Below are 20,640 nucleotides of genomic sequence, written 5' to 3'. Positions count from 1 at the left end.
AGCCCTGCTTTTTGCACGGTTCCTGTGCGAACGATCGCTAACGCCGCGCATCACACTTACGCCAGCGGGCCTGCCAGGCTAACATAGCCCCAGTATTCAAACCGACAGCGGACAACCGGTTATCACTGCGTTCCCCCTGATGTTAAGGATTACCTGATTCAATGCGTTTGTTTATTGCGGAAAAACCGAGCCTGGGGCGTGCTATCGCAGATGTGCTGCCGAAACCGCATCGACGCGGTGATGGATTCATTGCCTGCGGCAACGATCAGATCGTCACCTGGTGTGTAGGCCATCTTCTGGAGCAGGCGCAACCCGACAGTTATGACAGCCGTTATGCGCGCTGGTCGCTGGCGGATTTACCCATCATTCCGGAAAAATGGCAGCTAAAACCGCGTCCCTCGGTCGCTAAGCAACTGAAAGTGGTTGAGGGCTTGCTGGCGCAGGCGAATGAAGTGGTGCATGCCGGTGACCCGGATCGGGAAGGGCAGTTGCTGGTGGATGAGGTGCTCGACTACCTGAACCTGCCGGCTGAAAAACGCAGCAAGGTGCAGCGCTGTCTGATTAACGACCTCAATCCTCAGGCGGTGGATCGGGCAGTGAACCGCCTGCGTGAAAATCGCGAGTTTATTCCGTTGTGCGTCTCGGCGCTTGCCCGCGCCCGGGCGGACTGGCTCTATGGCATTAACATGACCCGCGCCTGGACGCTGCTGGGACGCAATGCAGGCTATGATGGCGTACTGTCGGTGGGCCGGGTGCAGACGCCGGTGCTTGGGCTGGTGGTCCGGCGCGATGAAGAGATCGAGAACTTCGTGCCGAAAGATTACTTCGAAGTGAAAGCGCACATCCTCACGCCTGACGGCGCCCGATTTATCGCCAGCTGGATCCCCAGTGAAGCCTGTGAACCGTGGCAGGATGAAGAGGGCCGCCTGCTCAAACGCGCACTGGCCGAGCATGTGGTGGCGCGTATCACGGGCCAGCCGGCGATCGTCACTGCTTACAGCGATAAGCGCGAAAATGAGGTGGCGCCGCTGCCCTTTTCCTTATCCAGCCTGCAGATTGAGGCCGCTAAACGTTACGGGCTGAGTGCGCAGACGGTGCTGGATACCTGCCAGCGGCTTTACGAAACCCATAAACTGATTACCTATCCCCGTTCGGACAGCCGCTATCTGCCTGAAGAGCATTTTGCCGGTCGTCATGCGGTGTTAAAGGCGATACAGGCGCATCAGTCACAGCTGACCCCACCGGCAGATTTCGATGCCGATCGCAGAAATCGCTGCTGGGATGATAAAAAAGTGGATGCCCACCACGCCATTATTCCAACGGCCCGTGCCAGCGCGGTGAAACTCAGTGAAAACGAGCAGCATATCTATGAACTGGTGGCGCGCCAGTATCTGATGCAGTTCTGCCCGGATGCGGTATTCCGCAAATGTGTCATCGATCTCGATATTGCCGGCGGAAAATTCGTGGCGAAAGCGCGCTTCCTGGCGGAAGCGGGCTGGCGTGCGCTGCTGGGCAACAAAGAGCGGGATGAAGAGAACGACGGCATGCCGTTGCCTGTGGTAGCGAAAGGGGATGAGCTGCTGTGTGAGCGCGGAGAGGTGCTGGCGAAGCAAACCCAGCCGCCACGCCCGTTTACCGATGCCACCATTCTTTCTGCAATGACCGGCATTGCCCGTTTCGTTCAGGATAAAGAATTAAAGAAAGTACTGCGTGCGACCGATGGTTTAGGAACGGAAGCCACACGCGCCGGCATTATCGAATTACTGTTTCGTCGTGGCTTCCTGGTGAAGAAGGGCCGTTATATCAATTCTACGGATGCCGGACGCGCCCTGATTCACTCCCTGCCCGATCTGGCAGCACGCCCGGATATGACGGCGCAGTGGGAATCGACACTGACGCGTATCAGCGAAAAGGCCTGCCGCTATGATGAGTTCATGCAGCCGCTGGTGCAGACCTTAACCGGTCTGATCCAGCAGGCGCGACAGCAGCCTGCGGCGCATGCATTTCGGGGATTACCGTCCACCGGACAGAAACGTCCGGTGCGCAAAACCAGGCGTAAAGTGAAGGAGACGGAATGAGGCGTTATTCAGTATTACTGGTCGTGGCCCTGTCGCTGGCAACCAGCGTGGCGCAGGCCAACAGTCGTTATCAGTCGATGCCACAGCAGGGCAGCAACGGTGGCAACACCGATGTCGTGGTGGATATGCCACCCGAGGCATGGACACAGGCAGAGAGACGTCAGCCAGACTGTCTCCGCTGCTGTATCTTTGAAAACCGTAACTACACGGAAGGCGCGGTGGTGAAATCAGAAGGGGTGTTGCTGCAATGTACCCGTGATGAACACTCCATCGGCACCAATAACCTGATCTGGAAAATAGTGAAATAGCCGTCGCGTGGCGCTCTGCCACGCGACCGTCAGTTAAAAGCGGAAGGTTGACCAGATGGGCGCGTGGTCAGACGGTTTTTCCATGCCCCGGATCTCATAATCAATGCCGGTCTCAACGCAGTGCGACGCCAGGGTTTTGCTCGCCAGCACCAGATCGATGCGTAACCCGCGATTATCATCAAACCCTTTCGAACGGTAATCGAACCAGGAAAAGCGATCCGCCACCTCCGGATTGTGCTCACGCCAGGTATCAACCAGTCCCCAGCCCAGCAGGCGGTCCATCCACTCGCGCTCTTCCGGCAGGAAGGAGCATTTGCCGGTGCGCAGCCAGCGCTTGCGGCTCTCCTCACCAATACCAATATCCCGATCGGTGCTGCTGATATTCATGTCGCCCATAATCAGAACCGGCTTATCAGCAGGCAGGTCTTCGGTCAGCAGACGTTGCAGATCGCGATAGAATTTCTCTTTAGCCGGAAACTTGGTGGGATGGTCGCGGCTTTCACCCTGCGGAAAATAGCCGTTAATTACCGTGATATCGCCAATCGGGCTGGGAAGTTCCGCGATGATCAGGCGGCGCTGGGATTCTTCGTCATCACCCGGGAAACCCCGGCTCACTGACACTGGCTCTGCTTTGGTTAACAGGGCAACACCGTAGTGACCTTTCTGTCCATGATAGAAGACGTGATAGCCGAGCTTTAACACCTCTTCCAGCGGGAACATGTCGTCATGGACCTTGGTTTCCTGCAGACCGATAACATCGGGCTGATGCTGTTCGACAAGTGCCTGAAGCTGATGCGGGCGGGCACGCAACCCATTGATGTTAAATGAAACAAATTTCATGAGATCGACCATTGTTCAGAAATGTCAGGCGGAGATGGTAGCGATTTTTGCTGAAAAAGTCATGGCGGAACAGGCTGAGATTGTGTGAAAGCGGGCAGGAGTGTGGGGGCGAACAGGAAGCTTAGGTATTATTTTGGGGATGATGTGCAACATACGAGATGGTGGTGGGAGAAGGATTATTCGGCGCGTTGCGCCTCACCCTGCGGGCCGCGCTGAAGCGCGTTGTCTCGCGATGCTCGACCCGAACCTTAATCGAAGGTTCTCATCCCTCTCCCCGCAGAACAGGAAGCTTAGGTATTATTTTGGGGATGGTGTGCAACATACGAGATGGTGGTGGGAGAAGGATTATTCGGCGCGCTGCGCCTCACCCTGCGGGCCGCGCTGAAGCGCGTTGTCTCGCGATGCTCGACCCGAACCTTAATCGAAGGTTCTCATCCCTCTCCCCGCAGAACAGGAAGCTTAGGTATTATTTTGGGGATGATGTGCAACATACGAGATGGTGGTGGGAGAAGGATTATTCGGCGCGTTGCGCCTCACCCTGCGGGCCGCGCTGAAGCGCGTTGTCTCGCGATGCTCGACCCGAACCTTAATCGAAGGTTCTCATCCCTCTCCCCGCAGAACAGGAAGCTTAGGTATTATTTTTGGGATGGTGTGCAACATGCGAGATGGTGGTGGGAGAAGGATTCGAACCTTCGAAGTCTGTGACGGCAGATTTACAGTCTGCTCCCTTTGGCCGCTCGGGAATCCCACCTGGGATAGTGATGTGGCTTAAGATGATTCAGATTCAGATGGTGGTGGGAGAAGGATTCGAACCTTCGAAGTCTGTGACGGCAGATTTACAGTCTGCTCCCTTTGGCCGCTCGGGAATCCCACCATGGCCTGAATCTTTCTCTCTTAAAGCGGGGCGCATCATACCAAATGCGATAAGGGTGTAAAGCGCCCACTGGCAAAACCGCAACTGTTTGCCCACTTTTTACGCGTAGCGCTGAATCTGCAGACAATTCAGCGCACTGGCTGATTAAAGAATAATCGTGCGGTTGCCGTAAACAAACACGCGTTGCCCCAGCACTTTATACAGTGCATTGCTCAGGACATTCTTTTCTACGTCGCGACCGGCGCGCATCATCTCATCGGCGGTGTAGCTGTGATCAACGTTTATCACATCCTGCATGATGATTGGGCCTTCATCGAGATTGTCATTCACATAGTGCGCGGTGGCACCGATGATCTTCACGCCACGTTCATAAGCCTGATGATAGGGACGGGCACCGATAAAGGCGGGCAGGAAGGAGTGGTGAATATTGATAATCTGGTTCGGATAACGCTGCACAAAAGCAGGCGTCAGGACGCGCATATATTTTGCCAGCACCACGTAATCGGGCTGATAGCGGTCAATCTCTTCCACCATGCGGTTATCGTGCTCTTCCCGCGTCAGTCCCTCATGGCTCACCAGCACAAAGGGAATGTCAAAACGCTCAACCAGCGAACGCAGGGTGTCGTGGTTACCCACTACCGCCGCAATTTCCATATCCAGGCCGCCAAACGCGCTCTTCATTAACAGATCGCCCAGACAATGCGCCTCTTTAGTGACCAGAATCACCACGCGGCGACGACCGGCGCTGTGCAGTTCCCGTACTGAACCCTGGGGCAGGGCGCTGTCGAGATCGGCGAGCAGGGTATTGTCGTTGAAGATCCCTTCCAGTTCGGTACGCATGAAAAAACGCCCGGTGCGATGATCAACAAACTCATTGTTCTGCACGATATTAAGTTCGTGCTTGTAACAAATATTGGTGATTTTGGCGATCAGACCTTTTGCATCGGGACAAATGGTTCGTAAAACTTTTCTTTGCATGGTTTGCGCTTGCATCTCAATCAGAGTCCTGTCAAAGCATTAGGGGTAAAACCGCTGGGGTAGCCGTCAGCTTAACCACAACATTTTTTGTATTTTTTTTCACTGCCACACGGGCAGCGATCGTTACGCCCCACGGGCGGTGCTGTACCGTCAACATAGTACCAGCGTTGATCCTCGCGAAGAAAGCGTGAACATTCATGAATGGCCTGAATGTTGGTTTTCTCGCGGTATCGCGCAAAAAAGGTAACGAAAGCTTCGTTCTCATGGCTTCCATGATTACAACGGGTTACATTCAGGCTGAGCCAGTTGGTTCCTGGAAAACTTTCAGATAAAAGCCCTGACAGCGCCGGATGACGCTTCTCAGGATGCCAGGTCGCAACCAGATAGTCCGCATTATGCTGCACATAAGCGCAATAACGGGATCGCATAAGTTGTTCAGCTGTAACAGGAATCTGGTTACCCTGAAGAAAGGGCTCGCAACATACGCTATACTGCTCTCCGCTACAACATGGGCAGGTTTCTGACACATTATCTCCCGGGAATGATGGGTCGGTTTTACAAGCGCGCTATGTTAGCTGACCCCGTGTTGTGATGCTACGTATTGACGGCAGGACCAGACAGAAATGAGAAAGGTAAAAATTGGATTGGCTCTGGGTTCTGGAGCGGCCAAAGGATGGGCGCACATCGGCGTGATCAACGCGCTGGAGCGTGCAGGTATTGAGATCGACGTCGTTGCGGGCTGCTCTGTCGGAGCATTAGTCGGATCTGCCTATGTGAATAACCGCCTGCCGCTGATGGAAAAATGGGTCAGTGCATTTCGCTACTGGGATGTTATTCGCCTGATGGATGTCTCCTGGCAGCGTGGCGGACTGCTGCGCGGTGAGCGGGTCTTTAGCCATGTTCGTCAGCTGATCCCCAATGACACGATAGAGCATTGTCATAAACCCTTTGGCGTGGTGGCGACTAACCTCAGTACCGGTCGTGAACTCTGGCTGACAGAGGGCGATCTGCATCAGGCAGTACGCGCTTCATGCAGTATGCCAGGTTTATTACCGCCGGTGGGCTACAATGGGTATTGGCTGGTGGATGGTGCCGTAGTCAACCCGGTACCGATTTCACTTACCCGTGCCCTGGGGGCAGACATTGTTATCGCCGTTGACTTGCAGCATGACGCGCATTTAATGCAGCAGGATCTCTTTTCCGTGACACCACAGAATAGCGAAGAAGAAGCCGCCGCAGCGGCATTGAGTTGGGGTGGGAAGCTGCGTCAGCGTCTGGTGAATTTCAGCCAGCGCCGTGCGTCTCAGTCACCTGGCGCGATGGAGATTATGTCCACCTCTATCCAGGTGCTGGAAAATCGCCTGAAGCGGAATCGCATGGCAGGCGATCCGCCCGATGTTTTGATTCAGCCGTTCTGTCCGCAAATTTCGACGCTGGACTTTCATCGTGCTGAGGAAGCCATTGAAGCAGGCAAGGCCGCCGTAGAGAAGAAAATGGATGAACTATTACCACTGGTCCGTGGCAGATAATCAGGTTGTTCATTCAAAGCGGTGACTTCAGCCAATTCTTAAAGGCGCAACTGCGTTTTATGAACCACTATTGAAATATCTGGTACGCAGGGGGAAAGAATGGAAAAACCACTACTCGGCAAAAAGATACTCATTGTCGAAGATGAGGCTGTTTTCCGTTCGTTGCTGGACCAATTTTTGTTATCGATGGGTGCTGTGACGTTACAAGCGGAAGATGGTCTGGAAGCAATTGCACAACTACAACAGCATACTGTCGACCTGATTATCTGCGATCTGGAAATGCCCCGCATGAGCGGCATCCAGTTCGTTGAGCACATTCGTACCCGCGGCAACATCGTGCCGATTTTAATCATCTCAGCTACCGAGAACATGTCGGATATTGCGCATGTATTGCGTCTTGGGGTGCAGGATGTGCTGCTTAAACCACTTAAAAACTTTGAGCGCTTCCGTGAAGCGGTCTATGAGTGTCTCTATCCCTCTATGTTCACTTCGAAAGTGGAAGAGGATGAACAACTGTTCCAGGACTGGGATGCGCTGGTTCGTGATCCTAAAGCGGCTGCCAAGCTGCTCAAGCAACTCCAGCCACCGGTGCAGCAGACTATTGCCAACTGCCGGGTTAACTATCGTCAGCTGACGATGGCCGAGCAGCCTGGGCTGGTGCTTGATATCGCGGCGCTCTCCGATAAAGATCTGGCGTTCTACTGTCTGGACGTGACCCGTGCCGGTGATAATGGCGTGCTGGCAGCGTTGCTGCTGCGGGCGCTGTTCAATGGCCTGCTGCAGGAGCAACTGACCGGGCAGAAACAGCGTCTGCCGGAACTCAATGGGCTGCTCAGACAGGTCAATCTTTTACTGCGCCAGGCGAACCTGAGCGGCCAGTTCCCGTTACTGGTTGGGTACTATCATCGCGGATTAAAGAACTTAATTCTGGTTTCGGCCGGATTGAACGCCACACTCCATGTTCATGCCCATCAGATTCAGCTCAGCAATGGTGTCCCCCTTGGCACTATGGGCAGCACCCATCTTAACCAGATCAGTCAGCGCGCAGAAAACTGGCAATGCCACGTCTGGGGCGCGGGCGGGCGCATTCGGCTGATGCTATCGACGGAAGAATAAGCCGTAAAAACAGAGGAATTCTGGCGCTGAGGACAGGGCCAGAGTTTAGCTTTACAGTTGGGTAATAGTCTTAATTTCGACGGTTTGGTGCCTTCCAGGATAAATCCGTTCGATACTAACTGATATACTCATTTCCGATTTTAAACCGACATATCAAGTATTAACTTGAACGGCCTATAAGAGAGGTATCTTAATGTCTGCCAATAATACCAAAGTAAAAAAAGCGGTAATCCCGGTAGCGGGTTTGGGTACGCGTATGCTCCCGGCTACCAAAGCGATTCCTAAAGAAATGTTACCGCTGGTTGATAAGCCGTTAATCCAGTATGTCGTTAACGAGTGTATCGCTGCTGGCATCAACGAAATTGTGCTGGTAACGCATTCATCAAAAAATGCCATCGAAAACCACTTTGATACCAGCTTCGAACTGGAATCAATGCTGGAAAAACGCGTTAAGCGTCAGCTGCTGGATGAAATCCAGTCCATCTGCCCGCCACACGTCACCATCATGCAGGTTCGTCAGGGCATCGCTAAAGGTCTGGGTCACGCTGTAATGTGTGCACACCCACTGATCGGTGATGAGCCGTTTGCGGTTATCCTGCCAGACGTCATCATCGACGAATATGAATCTAACCCAACCAAAGATAACCTGGCAGAGATGCTGAGCCGTTATGAAGAGTCTGGCCGCAGCCAGATCATGGTTGAGCCGGTTGCCGATGTGACTGCATACGGTGTTGTCGATTGTCAGGGCGCAGAACTGAACCCAGGCGACAGCGCACCGATGGTCGGTGTGGTTGAGAAGCCTAAAGCGTCAGAATCCCCATCAAACCTGGCCGTTGTAGGTCGTTATGTTCTCTCTTCAGAGATCTGGCCACTGCTGGCTAAAACGCCTCCAGGTGCAGGCGGCGAAGTTCAGCTGACTGACTCCATTGCGATGCTGATGGAAAAAGAGACAGTTGAAGCATATCACCTGAAAGGCGTCAGCCATGACTGTGGTAACAAACTGGGCTACATGCAGGCTTTCGTTGAGTACGGTGTTCGTCATCCGGTATTGGGCAAAGATTTTTCTGAATGGCTCGATGGCGCAGTTGGCAACAAAAAGTAATTCATAAACACAGGATAACTCGATGAAAGTCACTGTATTTGGTATCGGCTATGTCGGTCTGGTTCAGGCTGCGGTGTTAGCCGAAGTCGGACATGACGTTCTCTGCATTGATGTCGACGAAAACAAAGTCGAAAATCTGAAAAAAGGCATCATTCCTATTTTCGAACCAGGTTTAACGCCGCTGGTAATGTCCAATTACGAAGCGGGTCGTCTGAAGTTCAGCACTGATGCCGAGCTGGGCGTAAACCATGGTGTTATGCAGTTTATTGCAGTTGGTACTCCACCAGATGAAGACGGCTCTGCCGATCTGAAATATGTGACCGCCGTAGCGCGCACCATTGCGCAGCATATGAACGATCACAAAGTGGTTATCGACAAATCAACCGTTCCGGTTGGCACAGCAGACAAAGTTCGTGCGGTAATGACGGAAGCGCTGAAAGCGCGTGACGCCAACATCACCTTTGATGTGGTATCTAACCCGGAATTCCTCAAAGAAGGTGCTGCAGTTAATGACTGTATGCGTCCAGAACGTATCGTTGTCGGTACTGACAACGACGACGTGGTAGAACTGTTACGCGAGCTCTATGAGCCGTTTAACCGTAACCACGATCGTATGATCATGATGGATATCCGCAGCGCAGAGCTGACCAAGTATGCAGCAAACTGCATGCTGGCCACCAAAATCAGCTTTATGAATGAGATGTCTAACCTGGCTGAACGTTTAGGCGCGGATATTGAAAAAGTACGCCAGGGCATCGGTTCCGATCCCCGCATTGGCTACCACTTTATCTATCCTGGCTGTGGTTACGGCGGCTCCTGCTTCCCGAAAGATGTGCAGGCGTTAATCCGTACCGCTGAGTCAATTGGCTATCAGCCACGTCTGTTGCAGGCCGTGGAAGATGTGAATGACAACCAGAAAAACAAACTGCCAACCTTTATCAAACGTCATTTTGGTGACGATCTGAAAGGTAAAACGTTTGCGCTCTGGGGCCTGTCATTTAAGCCGAACACTGACGACATGCGTGAAGCCTCCAGCCGTGTGCTGATGGAAACGCTGTGGGAAGCTGGCGCATCTGTTCAGGCGTTTGACCCTGAAGCGATGGATGAAGCACAGCGTATCTACGGTCACCGCAGCGATCTTAAGCTGATGGGTACCAAAGAAGCAGCACTGCAGGGCGCTGACGGTCTGGTCATCTGTACGGAGTGGCAAAACTTCCGTGCACCTGACTTCGACATCATCAAAAATGCACTGAAAGAAGCCGTGATTTTTGATGGTCGTAACCTGTATGATCCAGAGCGTATCAGCAAACGCGGTTTCGTTTATTATGCAATCGGCCGCGGAGCGTCTATTGAAACTGCATAATTAACGAGGGATTTATGAACTTTCTGGTCACCGGCGCCGCAGGTTTTATTGGTTTTCATGTCAGCCAGCGTCTGCTGGCCGCCGGTCACCAGGTTGTCGGTATCGACAACCTGAATGATTATTACGACGTAAATCTCAAGCATGCCCGTCTCAATTTAATTAAGGCCGATCCTGGTTTTACTTTTATTGAGATGGACCTGGCGGACCGTGACGCAATGGCGTCACTGTTCGATCAGCAAAAATTCCAGCGCGTTATCCATCTTGGTGCTCAGGCTGGTGTCCGGTATTCCATTGAAAATCCTCATGCCTACGCAGACTCCAATCTGACGGGTCACCTCAATATCCTTGAAGGTTGCCGTCATCATAAAATTGAACATCTGCTCTACGCCTCATCCAGTTCAGTCTATGGTCTGAATCGCAAGATGCCGTTCTCAACCGAAGATAGCGTTGATCATCCGGTTTCTTTATATGCAGCGACCAAAAAAGCCAACGAGTTAATGTCACACACTTACTCGCATCTCTATCAGCTGCCGACCACTGGATTGCGCTTCTTTACGGTCTATGGCCCGTGGGGCCGTCCGGATATGGCGTTATTCAAATTCACCCGAGCAATGATTGCCGGTGAGGCGATTGACGTTTATAACCAGGGCCAGATGAAACGCGACTTTACCTATATTGACGATATTGCTGAAGCCATTGTTCGCCTGCAGGATGTTATTCCACAACAGGACGACAACTGGACGGTTGAAACCGGATCGCCGGCAACCAGTTCAGCGCCTTATCGTGTTTATAATATTGGAAACAGTCAACCTGTCACGTTGATGAACTATATCGAAGCGATTGAAAAAGCCCTGGGCATTACTGCGAAGAAAAATCTGATGCCAATGCAGCCTGGAGATGTACTGGAAACCAGCGCGGATACCGAAGCCTTGTTTAAGGCAATTGGATTCAAACCGCAGACCGGGGTCGAAGAGGGCGTTAAAAACTTTGTGGACTGGTACCGCGACTTTTACCGCGTCTGAGTATCTGATTAAAAGAAAAAAGGAAGCTCCGGCTTCCTTTTTTATTGCGCATCAGGCTGCCAGGAAGGCAGTCACACTGCGGGTTTTTACAGTAAAAAATCGTCCAGCTTTTTACCCTGTTCTTCCAGCGCTTTTTTAATCACGGCCGGTGTGCGTCCCTGACCGGTCCAGGTTCTTGACTCGCCTTTTTCATCGGTGTAACCATATTTAGCCGGACGTACTGAGCGTTTACCTTTTGCCGCAGTCCGTGTGTCGGTCAGCGTGTTAATCAGTTCATTCGGGTCAATACCATCAGCCAGTAGCATTTCACGATACTGATTAAGTTTACGTGTGCGTTCTTCATTTTCTGCCTGAAAATGAGACTCTTCTTCGCGGCGCTCTTTTACTACTACGTCCAGCTTTTCCAGCATCTCTTCCAGTATTTCAACGGAATACTCTCTGGCCTGGGCGCGCAGCGTACGGATATTATTAAGAACTTTTAGTGCTTCGCTCATTGTCCTGGTCTCTGAATAAGGGAAAAGTTGTGTTGCCCGCTAATAGTAGTGGCGACATAAAATAACTGCAATCATAAAAATATGTATATCACTAATTACCCAGGTGACTAAAAATAATTTTCACCAGAAAATTGCACAGTTGTGCAGAATAAAAATATTTTCCTTTAGTCCGATATCAAATAAATTTAATGTATTCAGGTCAGCAACAAAAATGTCATTGCTTTTGTTGCGGGTAAAATAAGCAAAACTTATCCCGTTCGTCACTGCACATAACAGGCGCTGGAAACGGTATGCAGAGGAATAAACGGCCAGTCGTTACACTTTATTCACTCATCAACCGCAACGTATTGCCGCCGCTTTGTGGTAATATGCGCGCCATTCCATTCAGTCCTGATGAAGATACGCGCCGATGGCTCAACTCTATTTCTATTACTCTGCCATGAATGCAGGGAAATCAACCGCACTGCTACAATCCTCATATAACTATCATGAGCGCGGCATGCGTTCACTGGTTTACACCGCTGAAATCGATAATCGCTTTGGTGCCGGGCAGGTGAGTTCCCGTATCGGACTATCGTCACCGGCGTTGCTATACAACGCAGAGACATCACTCTACAGCGATATCGCTGCTGAACATGCCGTTCAGCCTGTCCACTGCGTGCTGGTTGATGAGAGTCAGTTCCTGACCCGTGAGCAGGTTAAAGCGCTGTCAGATGTCGTAGACGACCTTGATATTCCGGTGCTCTGTTATGGTCTGCGAACGGATTTTCGCGGTGAACTGTTTGTTGGCAGTCAGTATCTGCTGGCGTGGGCAGATAAGCTGGTTGAACTCAAAACTATTTGTCACTGTGGGCGCAAGGCCAGTATGGTTCTGCGACTGGATAGCGAGGGCAAACCTTTCAGTGAGGGTGAGCAGGTGGTGATTGGCGGTAACGAACGTTATATCTCAGTCTGCCGTAAGCATTATAAACAGGCGATAGAGCAGGGATCGTTGCAGGCGATCCATGGCGCTCAGACTCCGCTGAATTAACCCTATTGTTCAGGCAATAAAAAACCCGCCGAGGCGGGTTTTTTTATCAGACAGTCAGAATGGCGCTATCAGACTTTTTTGGCTTTCTTCTCAAGCTTAATACCTTTTACCGGCTGCTCAGCAATGGCTTCGGCTACGCTTGAGAACGGTTCGACAAATTCACGACCGTAGTAGGTATCAAGCATAATCTGTTTCAGTTCAGCAATCAGCGGATAACGTGGGTTAGCGCCGGTACACTGGTCATCAAACGCATCATCGGCCAGTTTATCGACTTTCGCCAGGAAGTCCGCTTCCTGCACACCCGCCTCACGGATAGAGGTTGGAATACCAAGTTCAGTTTTAATCTCATCCAGCCAGGCGAGCAGCTTCTCAATTTTCTGCGCGGTGCGGTCGCCTGGTGCGCTCAGACCCAGATGGTCAGCAATCTCGGCGTAGCGACGGCGCGCCTGAGGGCGATCGTACTGGCTGAAAGCGGTCTGTTTAGTCGGGTTGTCATTCGCGTTGTAGCGAATAACGTTAGAGATTAACAGGGCGTTGGCCAGGCCGTGTGGGATATGGAACTCTGAACCCAGCTTATGCGCCATTGAGTGACAAACCCCGAGGAAGGCGTTGGCAAACGCAATACCGGCGATAGTGGCGGCATTGTGTACGCGCTCACGCGCCACCGGATTTTTGGCGCCTTCGGCATAGCTGGCTGGCAGATTCTCTTTCAGCAGTTTCAGTGCCTGCAGCGCCTGTCCGTCAGAGTATTCATTCGCCAGTACTGAAACATAAGCTTCCAGCGCGTGGGTCACGGCATCCAGACCGCCGAAGGCGCAGAGTGAACGCGGCATATCCATCACCAGGTTGGCATCGACAATCGCCATATCAGGCGTCAGTGCGTAGTCAGCGAGCGGATATTTCTGACCCGTCGCATCATCGGTCACTACAGCAAACGGCGTGACTTCAGAACCGGTACCGGACGTGGTGGTGATGGCAATCATGCGCGCTTTGACACCCATTTTCGGGAACTTGTAGATACGTTTACGGATATCCATGAAACGTAACGCCAGCTCCTCGAAGTGAGTTTCCGGATGTTCGTACATCACCCACATGATTTTCGCGGCATCCATCGGTGAGCCACCGCCCAGCGCGATGATGACATCCGGTTTGAAGCTGTTCATCTGCTCAGCACCTTTACGCACGATGCTCAGCGTCGGGTCAGCTTCAACTTCGAAGAACACTTCCGTTTCAATGCCGTGTGATTTCAGCACGCGGGTCACCTGGTCGGCATAGCCGTTATTGAACAGGAAGCGGTCAGTGACGATAAAGGCACGTTTCGCGCCATCCGTTGCCACTTCTTCCAGCGCAATTGGCAGTGAACCCCGACGGAAGTAGATGGATTTTGGAAGTTTATGCCACAACATATTCTCAGCTCGCTTGGCGACAGTTTTGGTATTGATCAGATGTTTTGGACCGACGTTCTCTGAAATAGAGTTTCCGCCCCACGAACCACAACCCAGCGTCAGAGACGGCGCCAGTTTAAAGTTGTAGAGGTCGCCGATACCACCCTGCGAGGCGGGGGTGTTGATCAGAATACGCGCGGTTTTCATTTTGTCGCCGAAGTAGTGAACGCGTTCGGTCTGATTGTCCTGATCGGTATAGAGACAGGAGGTGTGGCCGATACCGCCCATGGCGACCAGTTTTTCTGCTTTCGCGACCGCATCCTGGAAATCTTTCGCCCGATACATCGCAAGGGTTGGTGAGAGTTTTTCATGGGCGAACGGCTCAGACTCATCCACCAGCTTCACTTCGCCAATCAGAATCTTAGTGCTCGGTGGCACGCTGATACCGGCCATCTCCGCAATTTTGAACGCTGGCTGGCCTACGATAGCCGCATTCAGGCCGCCGTTTTTCAGAATAATATTCTGCACCGCACTCAGTTCGGCACCCTGCAGCATATAACCGCCGTGGCTGGCGAAACGTTCACGCACCGCGTCATAGACTGAATCGACCACAATCACCGACTGTTCAGAGGCGCAGATAACCCCGTTATCAAAGGTTTTCGACATCAGAATCGACGCAACCGCACGTTTAAGATCGGCGGTTTCATCAATCACGACAGGCGTATTACCCGCACCGACACCAATCGCAGGTTTACCGGAGCTGTAAGCCGCTTTCACCATGCCCGGACCGCCAGTGGCGAGAATCAGGTTGATGTCAGGGTGGTGCATCAGTTGATTGGACAGCTCAACGGAAGGTGCGTCGATCCAGCCGATAATATCTTTTGGCGCACCGGCAGCCACCGCCGCCTGCAGCACGATATCTGCCGCTCTGTTGGTCGCATCTTTGGCGCGTGGGTGAGGAGAGAAGATGATGCCGTTACGGGTTTTAAGACTGATTAATGCTTTGAAGATGGCGGTTGAAGTGGGGTTGGTCGTCGGGACGATACCGCAAATCAGGCCAATAGGTTCGGCGATGGTAATGGTGCCGAAAGTATCATCCGTGGCTAACACACCACAGGTTTTTTCATCTTTATAAGCGTTGTAGATATATTCTGAAGCAAAATGGTTTTTGATCACTTTGTCTTCGACGATGCCCATACCGGATTCGGCAACGGCCATCTTGGCAAGCGGGATTCGGGCGTCTGCGGCGGCGAGGGCGGCGGCACGGAAGATGGCGTCGACCTGTTGTTGAGAAAAGTTGGCATATTCACGCTGGGCTTTTTTTACACGTTCAACCAGTGCATTAAGTTCGGCGACATTGGTTACGGCCATGGTGTTCTCCTGAAGGAAGTTAAACTTTTTTAGTAAACAATCCTGCGCCCTGAGTATAGTCACGTTGCCATAAGGCGTTGGACTGGGTCAGAACGCCCGGATTTTCAACTGTTTACTGAACTAGTCTTCTGTTGCAGTCAGTGAGATTTTCTTCGCTGCCGCTAATACTTCCGTTGCGAAAAGATTACCTGGTTTGGGGTAGGGCAATTTTGATGCAGATCAATTTAACCGCAAGCTGACACCTTTCAGCTCCCCTTTACGCCCTTTGTTTATCAAATTGGTTACCTCTTCACGTCATCTGCCTGGTAGCGGCTAAATCCAGTCACTTTTTAATCTCTGGGGTAACGCGCTGGATGCGCCGTCATTCAACAGTATAAATAGCTGAGTCAGCATCTGGCGTCCGTGCCTGTTTTCACATACATTAGGCGCGTTTTCCCCCCCTGTGGTACGGAGTAAAGTCGTGAACCCTGCGCTGTTAGATTTATCAGGCTATATAAAATTTTTTGTCGGGCTCTTTGCGCTGGTCAATCCGGTGGGAATTATTCCGGTCTTCATCAGCATGACCCGTTATCAGGGGGTGGCTGAGCGTAACAAAACCAACCTCACTGCCAATCTGGCGGTTGCTATTATTCTCTGGACGTCACTGTTCCTTGGTGATGCGATTCTGCATGTGTTTGGCATCTCGATTGACTCCTTCCGCATCGCGGGTGGGATCCTGGTCGTCACCATTGCGATGTCGATGATCAGCGGTAAGCTGGGCGAAGATAAGCAGAATAAGCAGGAGAAGTCAGAAACGGCGATTCGTGAAAGTGTGGGGGTTGTACCGCTGGCGTTGCCTCTGATGGCGGGGCCGGGTGCTATCAGCTCGACCATTGTCTGGAGCACCCGCTACCACAGCTGGATAAATCTGCTGGGGTTCACCCTGGCGATTGCCATTTTTGCATTCTGCTGCTGGTTACTCTTTCGGGCCGCGCCGTTAATGGTGCGTATTCTTGGCCAGACCGGTATCAACGTCATTACGCGTATTATGGGTCTGTTACTGATGGCGCTGGGCATCGAATTTGTTGTCACCGGCATGAAGTCCATTTTTCCCGGCTTACTCAATTAGACGCCTACTTATTTCAGAGAGTGAAGTGAAATAATGATCCGTAATGGTGCAGGAGGGGCATTTTATGCACCATTACGATGCAATTATTCGTTGTGCTTAACAGAATCAGGCAATTATAAATTTCATTACTGCGCGCTGGCTCACAGACTTTTTTCTGCAAAATAATGTCACTATTTTCACACGATATTCTGCTCTCTATTTTCGTGTAAGCCTCACAAACTGCCAGAATAATCACGCTATCTTAAATTTCATCACGCTGAAGCCATATTATCCAATATAAGTGCCAAAAAAGAGGCTGTTTGTCGCTGCTTTCCGCTCTTAAGAGGGGTTTCCAGCTAAATAGTCTATTTTTCATATCGATATGATATTTTCAGGACGAAAATTAACACTTCCGCTGCCTGACTTCTCATGATAAAAGAGAATTAGTTAACATTTTAGCTATTTTGCTTTGGCGCGCCTTCGCGGCTTCTGATAATTTTTGGCCCAACGTAAAATTTTTTCTCCGAAAGCCCAAAGTGAGAACGCTTTTTGCTTAAGCCTGTCGGGATACTTAATTTAAGGTTGGCGTTTCGCATGATTGGGATGAAGAATTTGCAGCAGCAGCGGTCAACACTCGCAGTCGTTTTGTTAATGGCATTTTCTCCGGCCTATGCCGCCACGGTGCCGCCGGGTACAACACTGGCCGCGCAGCAACAGATTGTGATCAATAACGGCAGTGAAGTCTCCTCGCTGGATCCGCATAAAACCGAAGGCGTGCCGGAATCCAATATTATTCACAACCTGCTGGACGGCCTGGTCAATACCGATAACAGCGGACAGGTCGTTCCTGGCGTCGCTAAAAGCTGGGAAAACCCGCAACCCACCGTCTGGATTTTTAATCTGCGGGAGGATGCGAAGTGGAGCAACGGTGAGCCGGTTACCGCCGCTGATTTCGTCTACAGCTGGCGCCGTCTGGTGGACCCGACAACCGCGTCGCCTTACTCCAGCTATCTGCAGGCAGCCCATTTTGCCAATATCAATGCCATCCTTGCCGGCAAAGCGTCACCCGATCAGCTGGGCGTGAAGGCGCTGGATGCCCATCGGCTGCAAATTACCCTGAGTGAGCCGGTGCCTTACCTGGTGGCGATGTTAGCGCATACGGCGATGAAGCCGGTTTATGCGCCAGCCATTAAGCAGTGGGGCGAAGCCTGGACCCGCCCGGGTCATTACATCGGCAACGGCGCCTACACGCTGAGCGGCTGGGTAGTGAATGAAAAAATTGTCGTGAAGCGCAATCCTCGCTACTGGGATAATGCGCACACGGTGATTGAGCAGGGCACATTCCTGCCGATCGCTTCTGAAAACAGCGATATCAATCGCTACCGCAGCGGCGGCACGGATATTACCAACAGTGCGGTGCCACCAGAGATGTTTGGCAAGCTGCGCAAAGAGCTGGGCGATGAAGTGAAGGTCAGCCCGCTGCTCTGCACCTTCTACTACGAGATTAATAACAAAAAGCCGCCGTTTACCGATGCGCGGGTGCGTGCCGCACTGAAGATGACCCTCGATCGCGAGGTCATTGCCAATAAGATCATGGCCCAGGGGCAGATTCCGGCTTACAGCCTGACGCCGCCTTTCACCGCCGGTATCAAACTCACTCCACCTGCCTGGTTCACCTGGACGCAGGCGCAGCGTAATGAAGCCGCGAAGAAGCTGCTGGCAGAGGCCGGCTTTGATGCTGCCCATCCGCTGACCTTTACGCTGCTCTACAACACTTCCGATCAGAACAAACGGCAGGCGATTGCGGCCGCGTCGATGTGGCAGAAAAACCTGGGTGCTAAGGTGACGCTGCAGAATCAGGAGTGGAAAACCATGCTGGAGACCCGTCATCAGGCGCAGTATGACGTGGTGCGCGCCACCTGGTGTGCTGACTACAATGAACCCTCAACCTTCCTGAACATGCTGATCAGCAACGCCTCGATCAACACCGCGTTTTACAGCAGCGCGACCTTTGATCGTCTGATGGCGGAGACGCTGACGGCGGGCAGCGAGGCGCAGCGCGCCAGCCTGTATCAGCAGGCTGAAACACAACTCGACAAAGACTCACCAATTGTGCCAGTTTACTACCGCGTAAGTGTGCGCCTGGTGAAGCCCTGGGTTGGCGGCTTCACGGGCAAAGACCCGCAGGACATGACAGACCTGAAGTACTATTTCATCAAAAAACACTGATCTGATCGCCTGTTCGGCGAGACAGTCGGAAAGCGCATCAGCAAACAGACCACTTTTTGGGGTCAATCTCCCTGGTAACAGGCCAGGGAGCCCGTAGACGGGGGACGCCGGGGCAGAGCATCGCCACGGTGACGATAATAAAACTGGAGTGTAATAATGAACAACATCACGAAAAAAAGCCTGATTGCAGCGGGCGTTTTCGCCGCAGTGAGTGCCCTGGCAGGGAATGCGGCTTTCGCAGCAACGGTGCCTGCGGGCGTTGAGCTGGCCGCAAAACAGGAGTTGGTTCGCGGCAATGGCGATGAAGTGCAGTCGCTCGATCCGCACAAAATTGAAGGTGTGCCGGAAGACAACGTAGCGCGTGATCTTTACGAAGGTCTGCTGGTCAATGACAGCAACGGTAAACCGATCCCGGCCGTAGCGGAAAGCTATGAAAATAAAGATTTCAAAGTGTGGACTTTCCACTTACGTAAAAATGCCAAATGGTCCAATGGCGAGCCGGTCACCGCGCAGGACTTCGTCTACAGCTGGGAGCGTCTGGTCGATCCTAAAACCGCCTCACCGTATGCCAGCTATCCGCAGTATGGTCATATCCTGAACGTCGATGACATCATCGCCGGTAAAAAACCAGTTACCGATCTGGGCGTAAAAGCTATTGATGACCACACGCTGGAAGTCACCCTGAGTGAGCCGGTTCCCTATTTTGATAAGCTGCTGATTAACTCCGTCATGTCACCGGTTTACAAACCGGCGATTGAGAAATTTGGCGATCAGTGGACGCAGCCGCAGAACTGGGTCGGCAACGGTGCCTTTAAGCTTGAAGCGCACGTGATTAACGAACGTATCACCCTGGTGCGTAACCCGAACTACTGGGACAATGAGCATACGGTGCTGAACAAAGTCACCTTCCTGCCGATCAGTTCAGAAGTCAGTGACGTTAACCGCTACTTCTCCGAGAACGGCAGCGACATGACCTATAACAACCTGCCGATTGAGCTGTTTAAAAAGCTGCAACGTGACAACGGTAAAGAGCTGCACGTCGATCCATATCTCTGCACCTATTATTACGAAATCAACAACCAGAAAGCGCCATTCACCGATCCGCGCGTGCGCGCTGCCCTGAAGCTGGGCCTGGATCGTGACATCATGGTGAATAAAGTGCTGGCGCAGGGCCAGAAACCTGCCTATAGCTACACGCCACCAGCGACCGACGGCATGGACATTCTGCCGCCAGACTGGTTCAAATGGTCACAGGACAAGCGTAATGCCGAGGCGAAAAAGCTGCTGGCCGAAGCGGGCTACACCGCCGACAAACCGCTGACCTTTAACCTGCTCTATAACACCTCCGATCTGCACAAGAAGCTGGCAATTGCCGCCTCGTCGATCTGGAAGAAAAATATCGGCGTGAACATCAAGCTGGAAAACCAGGAGTGGAAAACCTTCCTGGATACCCGTCATCAGGGTAACTACGATGTTTCCCGTGCGGCATGGTGTGCGGACTACAATGAACCGACTTCCTTCCTGAACACCATGCTGTCCAACAGCAGCAGTAACACCTCGCACTATAAGAGCGATGCGTTTGACAAAGTGATTCGCGACGCGATTAAGGCCCCGGATGCTAAAGCCCGTGCAGCTGACTATCAGCAGGCCGAGCAGATCATGGATAAAGACAGCACCATCGTCCCGGTTTACTACTACGTGAACACCCGTCTGGTGAAACCTTATGTCGGCGGTTATACCGGTAAAGATCCACTGGATAAAACGCTCGATAAAAACTTCTACATCATCAAACACTAATAGCATTCAGGCTATCAGCAGTGGCGGCGCGTCTGGC

General features: G+C 52.2%; 16 protein-coding genes, 2 tRNA genes and 3 other RNA genes. 11 read left to right on the top strand and 10 right to left on the bottom strand.

The features are described 5' to 3' along the window. Window positions 1-161: 161 nt before the first annotated feature. Both GVJ63_RS04535 and GVJ63_RS04530 read left to right on the top strand, forming a co-directional pair. Window positions 162-2,078: a DNA topoisomerase III gene (locus tag GVJ63_RS04535; protein ID WP_010260636.1), complete on the top strand. Its 1,917-nt coding sequence runs from the start codon at window positions 162-164 to the stop codon at window positions 2,076-2,078. After that, complete coding sequence (locus GVJ63_RS04530; RefSeq protein ID WP_010260638.1) at window positions 2,075-2,386, top strand: DUF1496 domain-containing protein; 312 nt, start codon at window positions 2,075-2,077, stop codon at window positions 2,384-2,386. The genes GVJ63_RS04535 and GVJ63_RS04530 overlap by 4 nt, the downstream gene beginning before the upstream one ends. A gap of 33 nt (window positions 2,387-2,419) precedes the next feature. On the opposite strand, the gene xthA is transcribed toward GVJ63_RS04530, so the two are convergent. The 8 genes from xthA to GVJ63_RS04490 all read right to left on the bottom strand — a co-directional run bounded on the left by xthA (window position 2,420) and on the right by GVJ63_RS04490 (window position 5,605). Next, window positions 2,420-3,226 carry an exodeoxyribonuclease III gene (gene xthA / locus GVJ63_RS04525; protein ID WP_033779071.1) on the bottom strand — a complete coding sequence of 269 codons (807 nt, stop codon included), beginning with the start codon at window positions 3,224-3,226 and terminating at the stop codon, window positions 2,420-2,422. 159 nt (window positions 3,227-3,385) lie between these two features. Then, a non-coding RNA gene (locus GVJ63_RS04520) (RtT sRNA) lies at window positions 3,386-3,513 on the bottom strand. Window positions 3,514-3,554: 41 nt separating this feature from the next. Beyond that, window positions 3,555-3,682, bottom strand: a non-coding RNA gene (locus GVJ63_RS04515) — RtT sRNA. Window positions 3,683-3,723: 41 nt separating this feature from the next. Next, window positions 3,724-3,851: non-coding RNA, RtT sRNA (locus GVJ63_RS04510), on the bottom strand. A 41-nt stretch (window positions 3,852-3,892) separates the two neighbouring features. Further along, window positions 3,893-3,977, bottom strand: a tRNA-Tyr gene (locus GVJ63_RS04505). A gap of 38 nt (window positions 3,978-4,015) precedes the next feature. Further along, a tRNA-Tyr gene (locus tag GVJ63_RS04500) sits at window positions 4,016-4,100 on the bottom strand. A gap of 144 nt (window positions 4,101-4,244) precedes the next feature. Beyond that, the gene (gene purU, locus GVJ63_RS04495; RefSeq protein ID WP_003852258.1) at window positions 4,245-5,093 is read right to left on the bottom strand and encodes a formyltetrahydrofolate deformylase; all 849 of its coding nucleotides are present in this window, start codon (window positions 5,091-5,093) and stop codon (window positions 4,245-4,247) included. 56 nt (window positions 5,094-5,149) lie between these two features. Next, the gene (locus GVJ63_RS04490) at window positions 5,150-5,605 is read right to left on the bottom strand and encodes a YchJ family protein (protein WP_159226473.1); all 456 of its coding nucleotides are present in this window, start codon (window positions 5,603-5,605) and stop codon (window positions 5,150-5,152) included. 96 nt (window positions 5,606-5,701) lie between these two features. Between GVJ63_RS04490 and rssA the strand changes: the two genes are divergently transcribed. The 5 genes from rssA to GVJ63_RS04465 all read left to right on the top strand — a co-directional run bounded on the left by rssA (window position 5,702) and on the right by GVJ63_RS04465 (window position 11,210). Beyond that, window positions 5,702-6,607, top strand: coding sequence for a patatin-like phospholipase RssA (gene rssA / locus GVJ63_RS04485; protein WP_159226472.1), 906 nt, complete (start codon window positions 5,702-5,704; stop codon window positions 6,605-6,607). 99 nt (window positions 6,608-6,706) lie between these two features. Next, window positions 6,707-7,723, top strand: a complete 1,017-nt coding sequence (rssB, locus tag GVJ63_RS04480; protein ID WP_010244345.1) for a two-component system response regulator RssB — start codon at window positions 6,707-6,709, stop codon at window positions 7,721-7,723. 193 nt (window positions 7,724-7,916) lie between these two features. Further along, a complete protein-coding gene (gene galU, locus GVJ63_RS04475; protein ID WP_008925296.1) occupies window positions 7,917-8,825 on the top strand; it encodes a UTP--glucose-1-phosphate uridylyltransferase GalU in 909 nt (302 codons plus the stop codon). 22 nt (window positions 8,826-8,847) lie between these two features. After that, window positions 8,848-10,188, top strand: a complete 1,341-nt coding sequence (locus GVJ63_RS04470) for a UDP-glucose/GDP-mannose dehydrogenase family protein (RefSeq protein WP_159226471.1) — start codon at window positions 8,848-8,850, stop codon at window positions 10,186-10,188. A gap of 14 nt (window positions 10,189-10,202) precedes the next feature. Beyond that, window positions 10,203-11,210, top strand: a complete 1,008-nt coding sequence (locus tag GVJ63_RS04465) for an NAD-dependent epimerase (protein ID WP_010244357.1) — start codon at window positions 10,203-10,205, stop codon at window positions 11,208-11,210. Between the two features lie 86 nt (window positions 11,211-11,296). Here GVJ63_RS04465 and hns read toward each other — a convergent pair whose 3' ends face one another. Then, window positions 11,297-11,704 carry a histone-like nucleoid-structuring protein H-NS gene (hns, locus tag GVJ63_RS04460; RefSeq protein WP_010244359.1) on the bottom strand — a complete coding sequence of 136 codons (408 nt, stop codon included), beginning with the start codon at window positions 11,702-11,704 and terminating at the stop codon, window positions 11,297-11,299. A 409-nt stretch (window positions 11,705-12,113) separates the two neighbouring features. Between hns and tdk the strand changes: the two genes are divergently transcribed. Next, window positions 12,114-12,734: a thymidine kinase gene (gene tdk / locus GVJ63_RS04455; protein ID WP_010244362.1), complete on the top strand. Its 621-nt coding sequence runs from the start codon at window positions 12,114-12,116 to the stop codon at window positions 12,732-12,734. Between the two features lie 68 nt (window positions 12,735-12,802). On the opposite strand, the gene adhE is transcribed toward tdk, so the two are convergent. Next, the gene (gene adhE, locus GVJ63_RS04450; protein WP_010670264.1) at window positions 12,803-15,490 is read right to left on the bottom strand and encodes a bifunctional acetaldehyde-CoA/alcohol dehydrogenase; all 2,688 of its coding nucleotides are present in this window, start codon (window positions 15,488-15,490) and stop codon (window positions 12,803-12,805) included. Between the two features lie 460 nt (window positions 15,491-15,950). Between adhE and GVJ63_RS04445 the strand changes: the two genes are divergently transcribed. From GVJ63_RS04445 to oppA, 3 genes are all read left to right on the top strand, one after another. After that, on the top strand, window positions 15,951-16,598 hold the full coding sequence (locus tag GVJ63_RS04445; protein ID WP_010244367.1) for a YchE family NAAT transporter: 648 nt from the start codon (window positions 15,951-15,953) through the stop codon (window positions 16,596-16,598). A gap of 582 nt (window positions 16,599-17,180) precedes the next feature. Beyond that, window positions 17,181-18,806: an ABC transporter substrate-binding protein gene (locus tag GVJ63_RS04440; protein ID WP_159226470.1), complete on the top strand. Its 1,626-nt coding sequence runs from the start codon at window positions 17,181-17,183 to the stop codon at window positions 18,804-18,806. Between the two features lie 156 nt (window positions 18,807-18,962). Continuing rightward, entirely contained in the window at window positions 18,963-20,603 is a 1,641-nt protein-coding gene (gene oppA / locus GVJ63_RS04435; protein WP_010244375.1) for an oligopeptide ABC transporter substrate-binding protein OppA, read from the top strand. The last annotated feature ends 37 nt before the right edge of the window (window positions 20,604-20,640 follow it).

It is taken from the genome of Pantoea sp. 18059, assembly GCF_902706165.1.
Lineage (GTDB): Bacteria > Pseudomonadota > Gammaproteobacteria > Enterobacterales > Enterobacteriaceae > Pantoea > Pantoea agglomerans.
The sequence above is the reverse complement of the archived record's forward strand: the minus strand, read 5'-3'. Positions and strand labels throughout refer to the sequence as shown.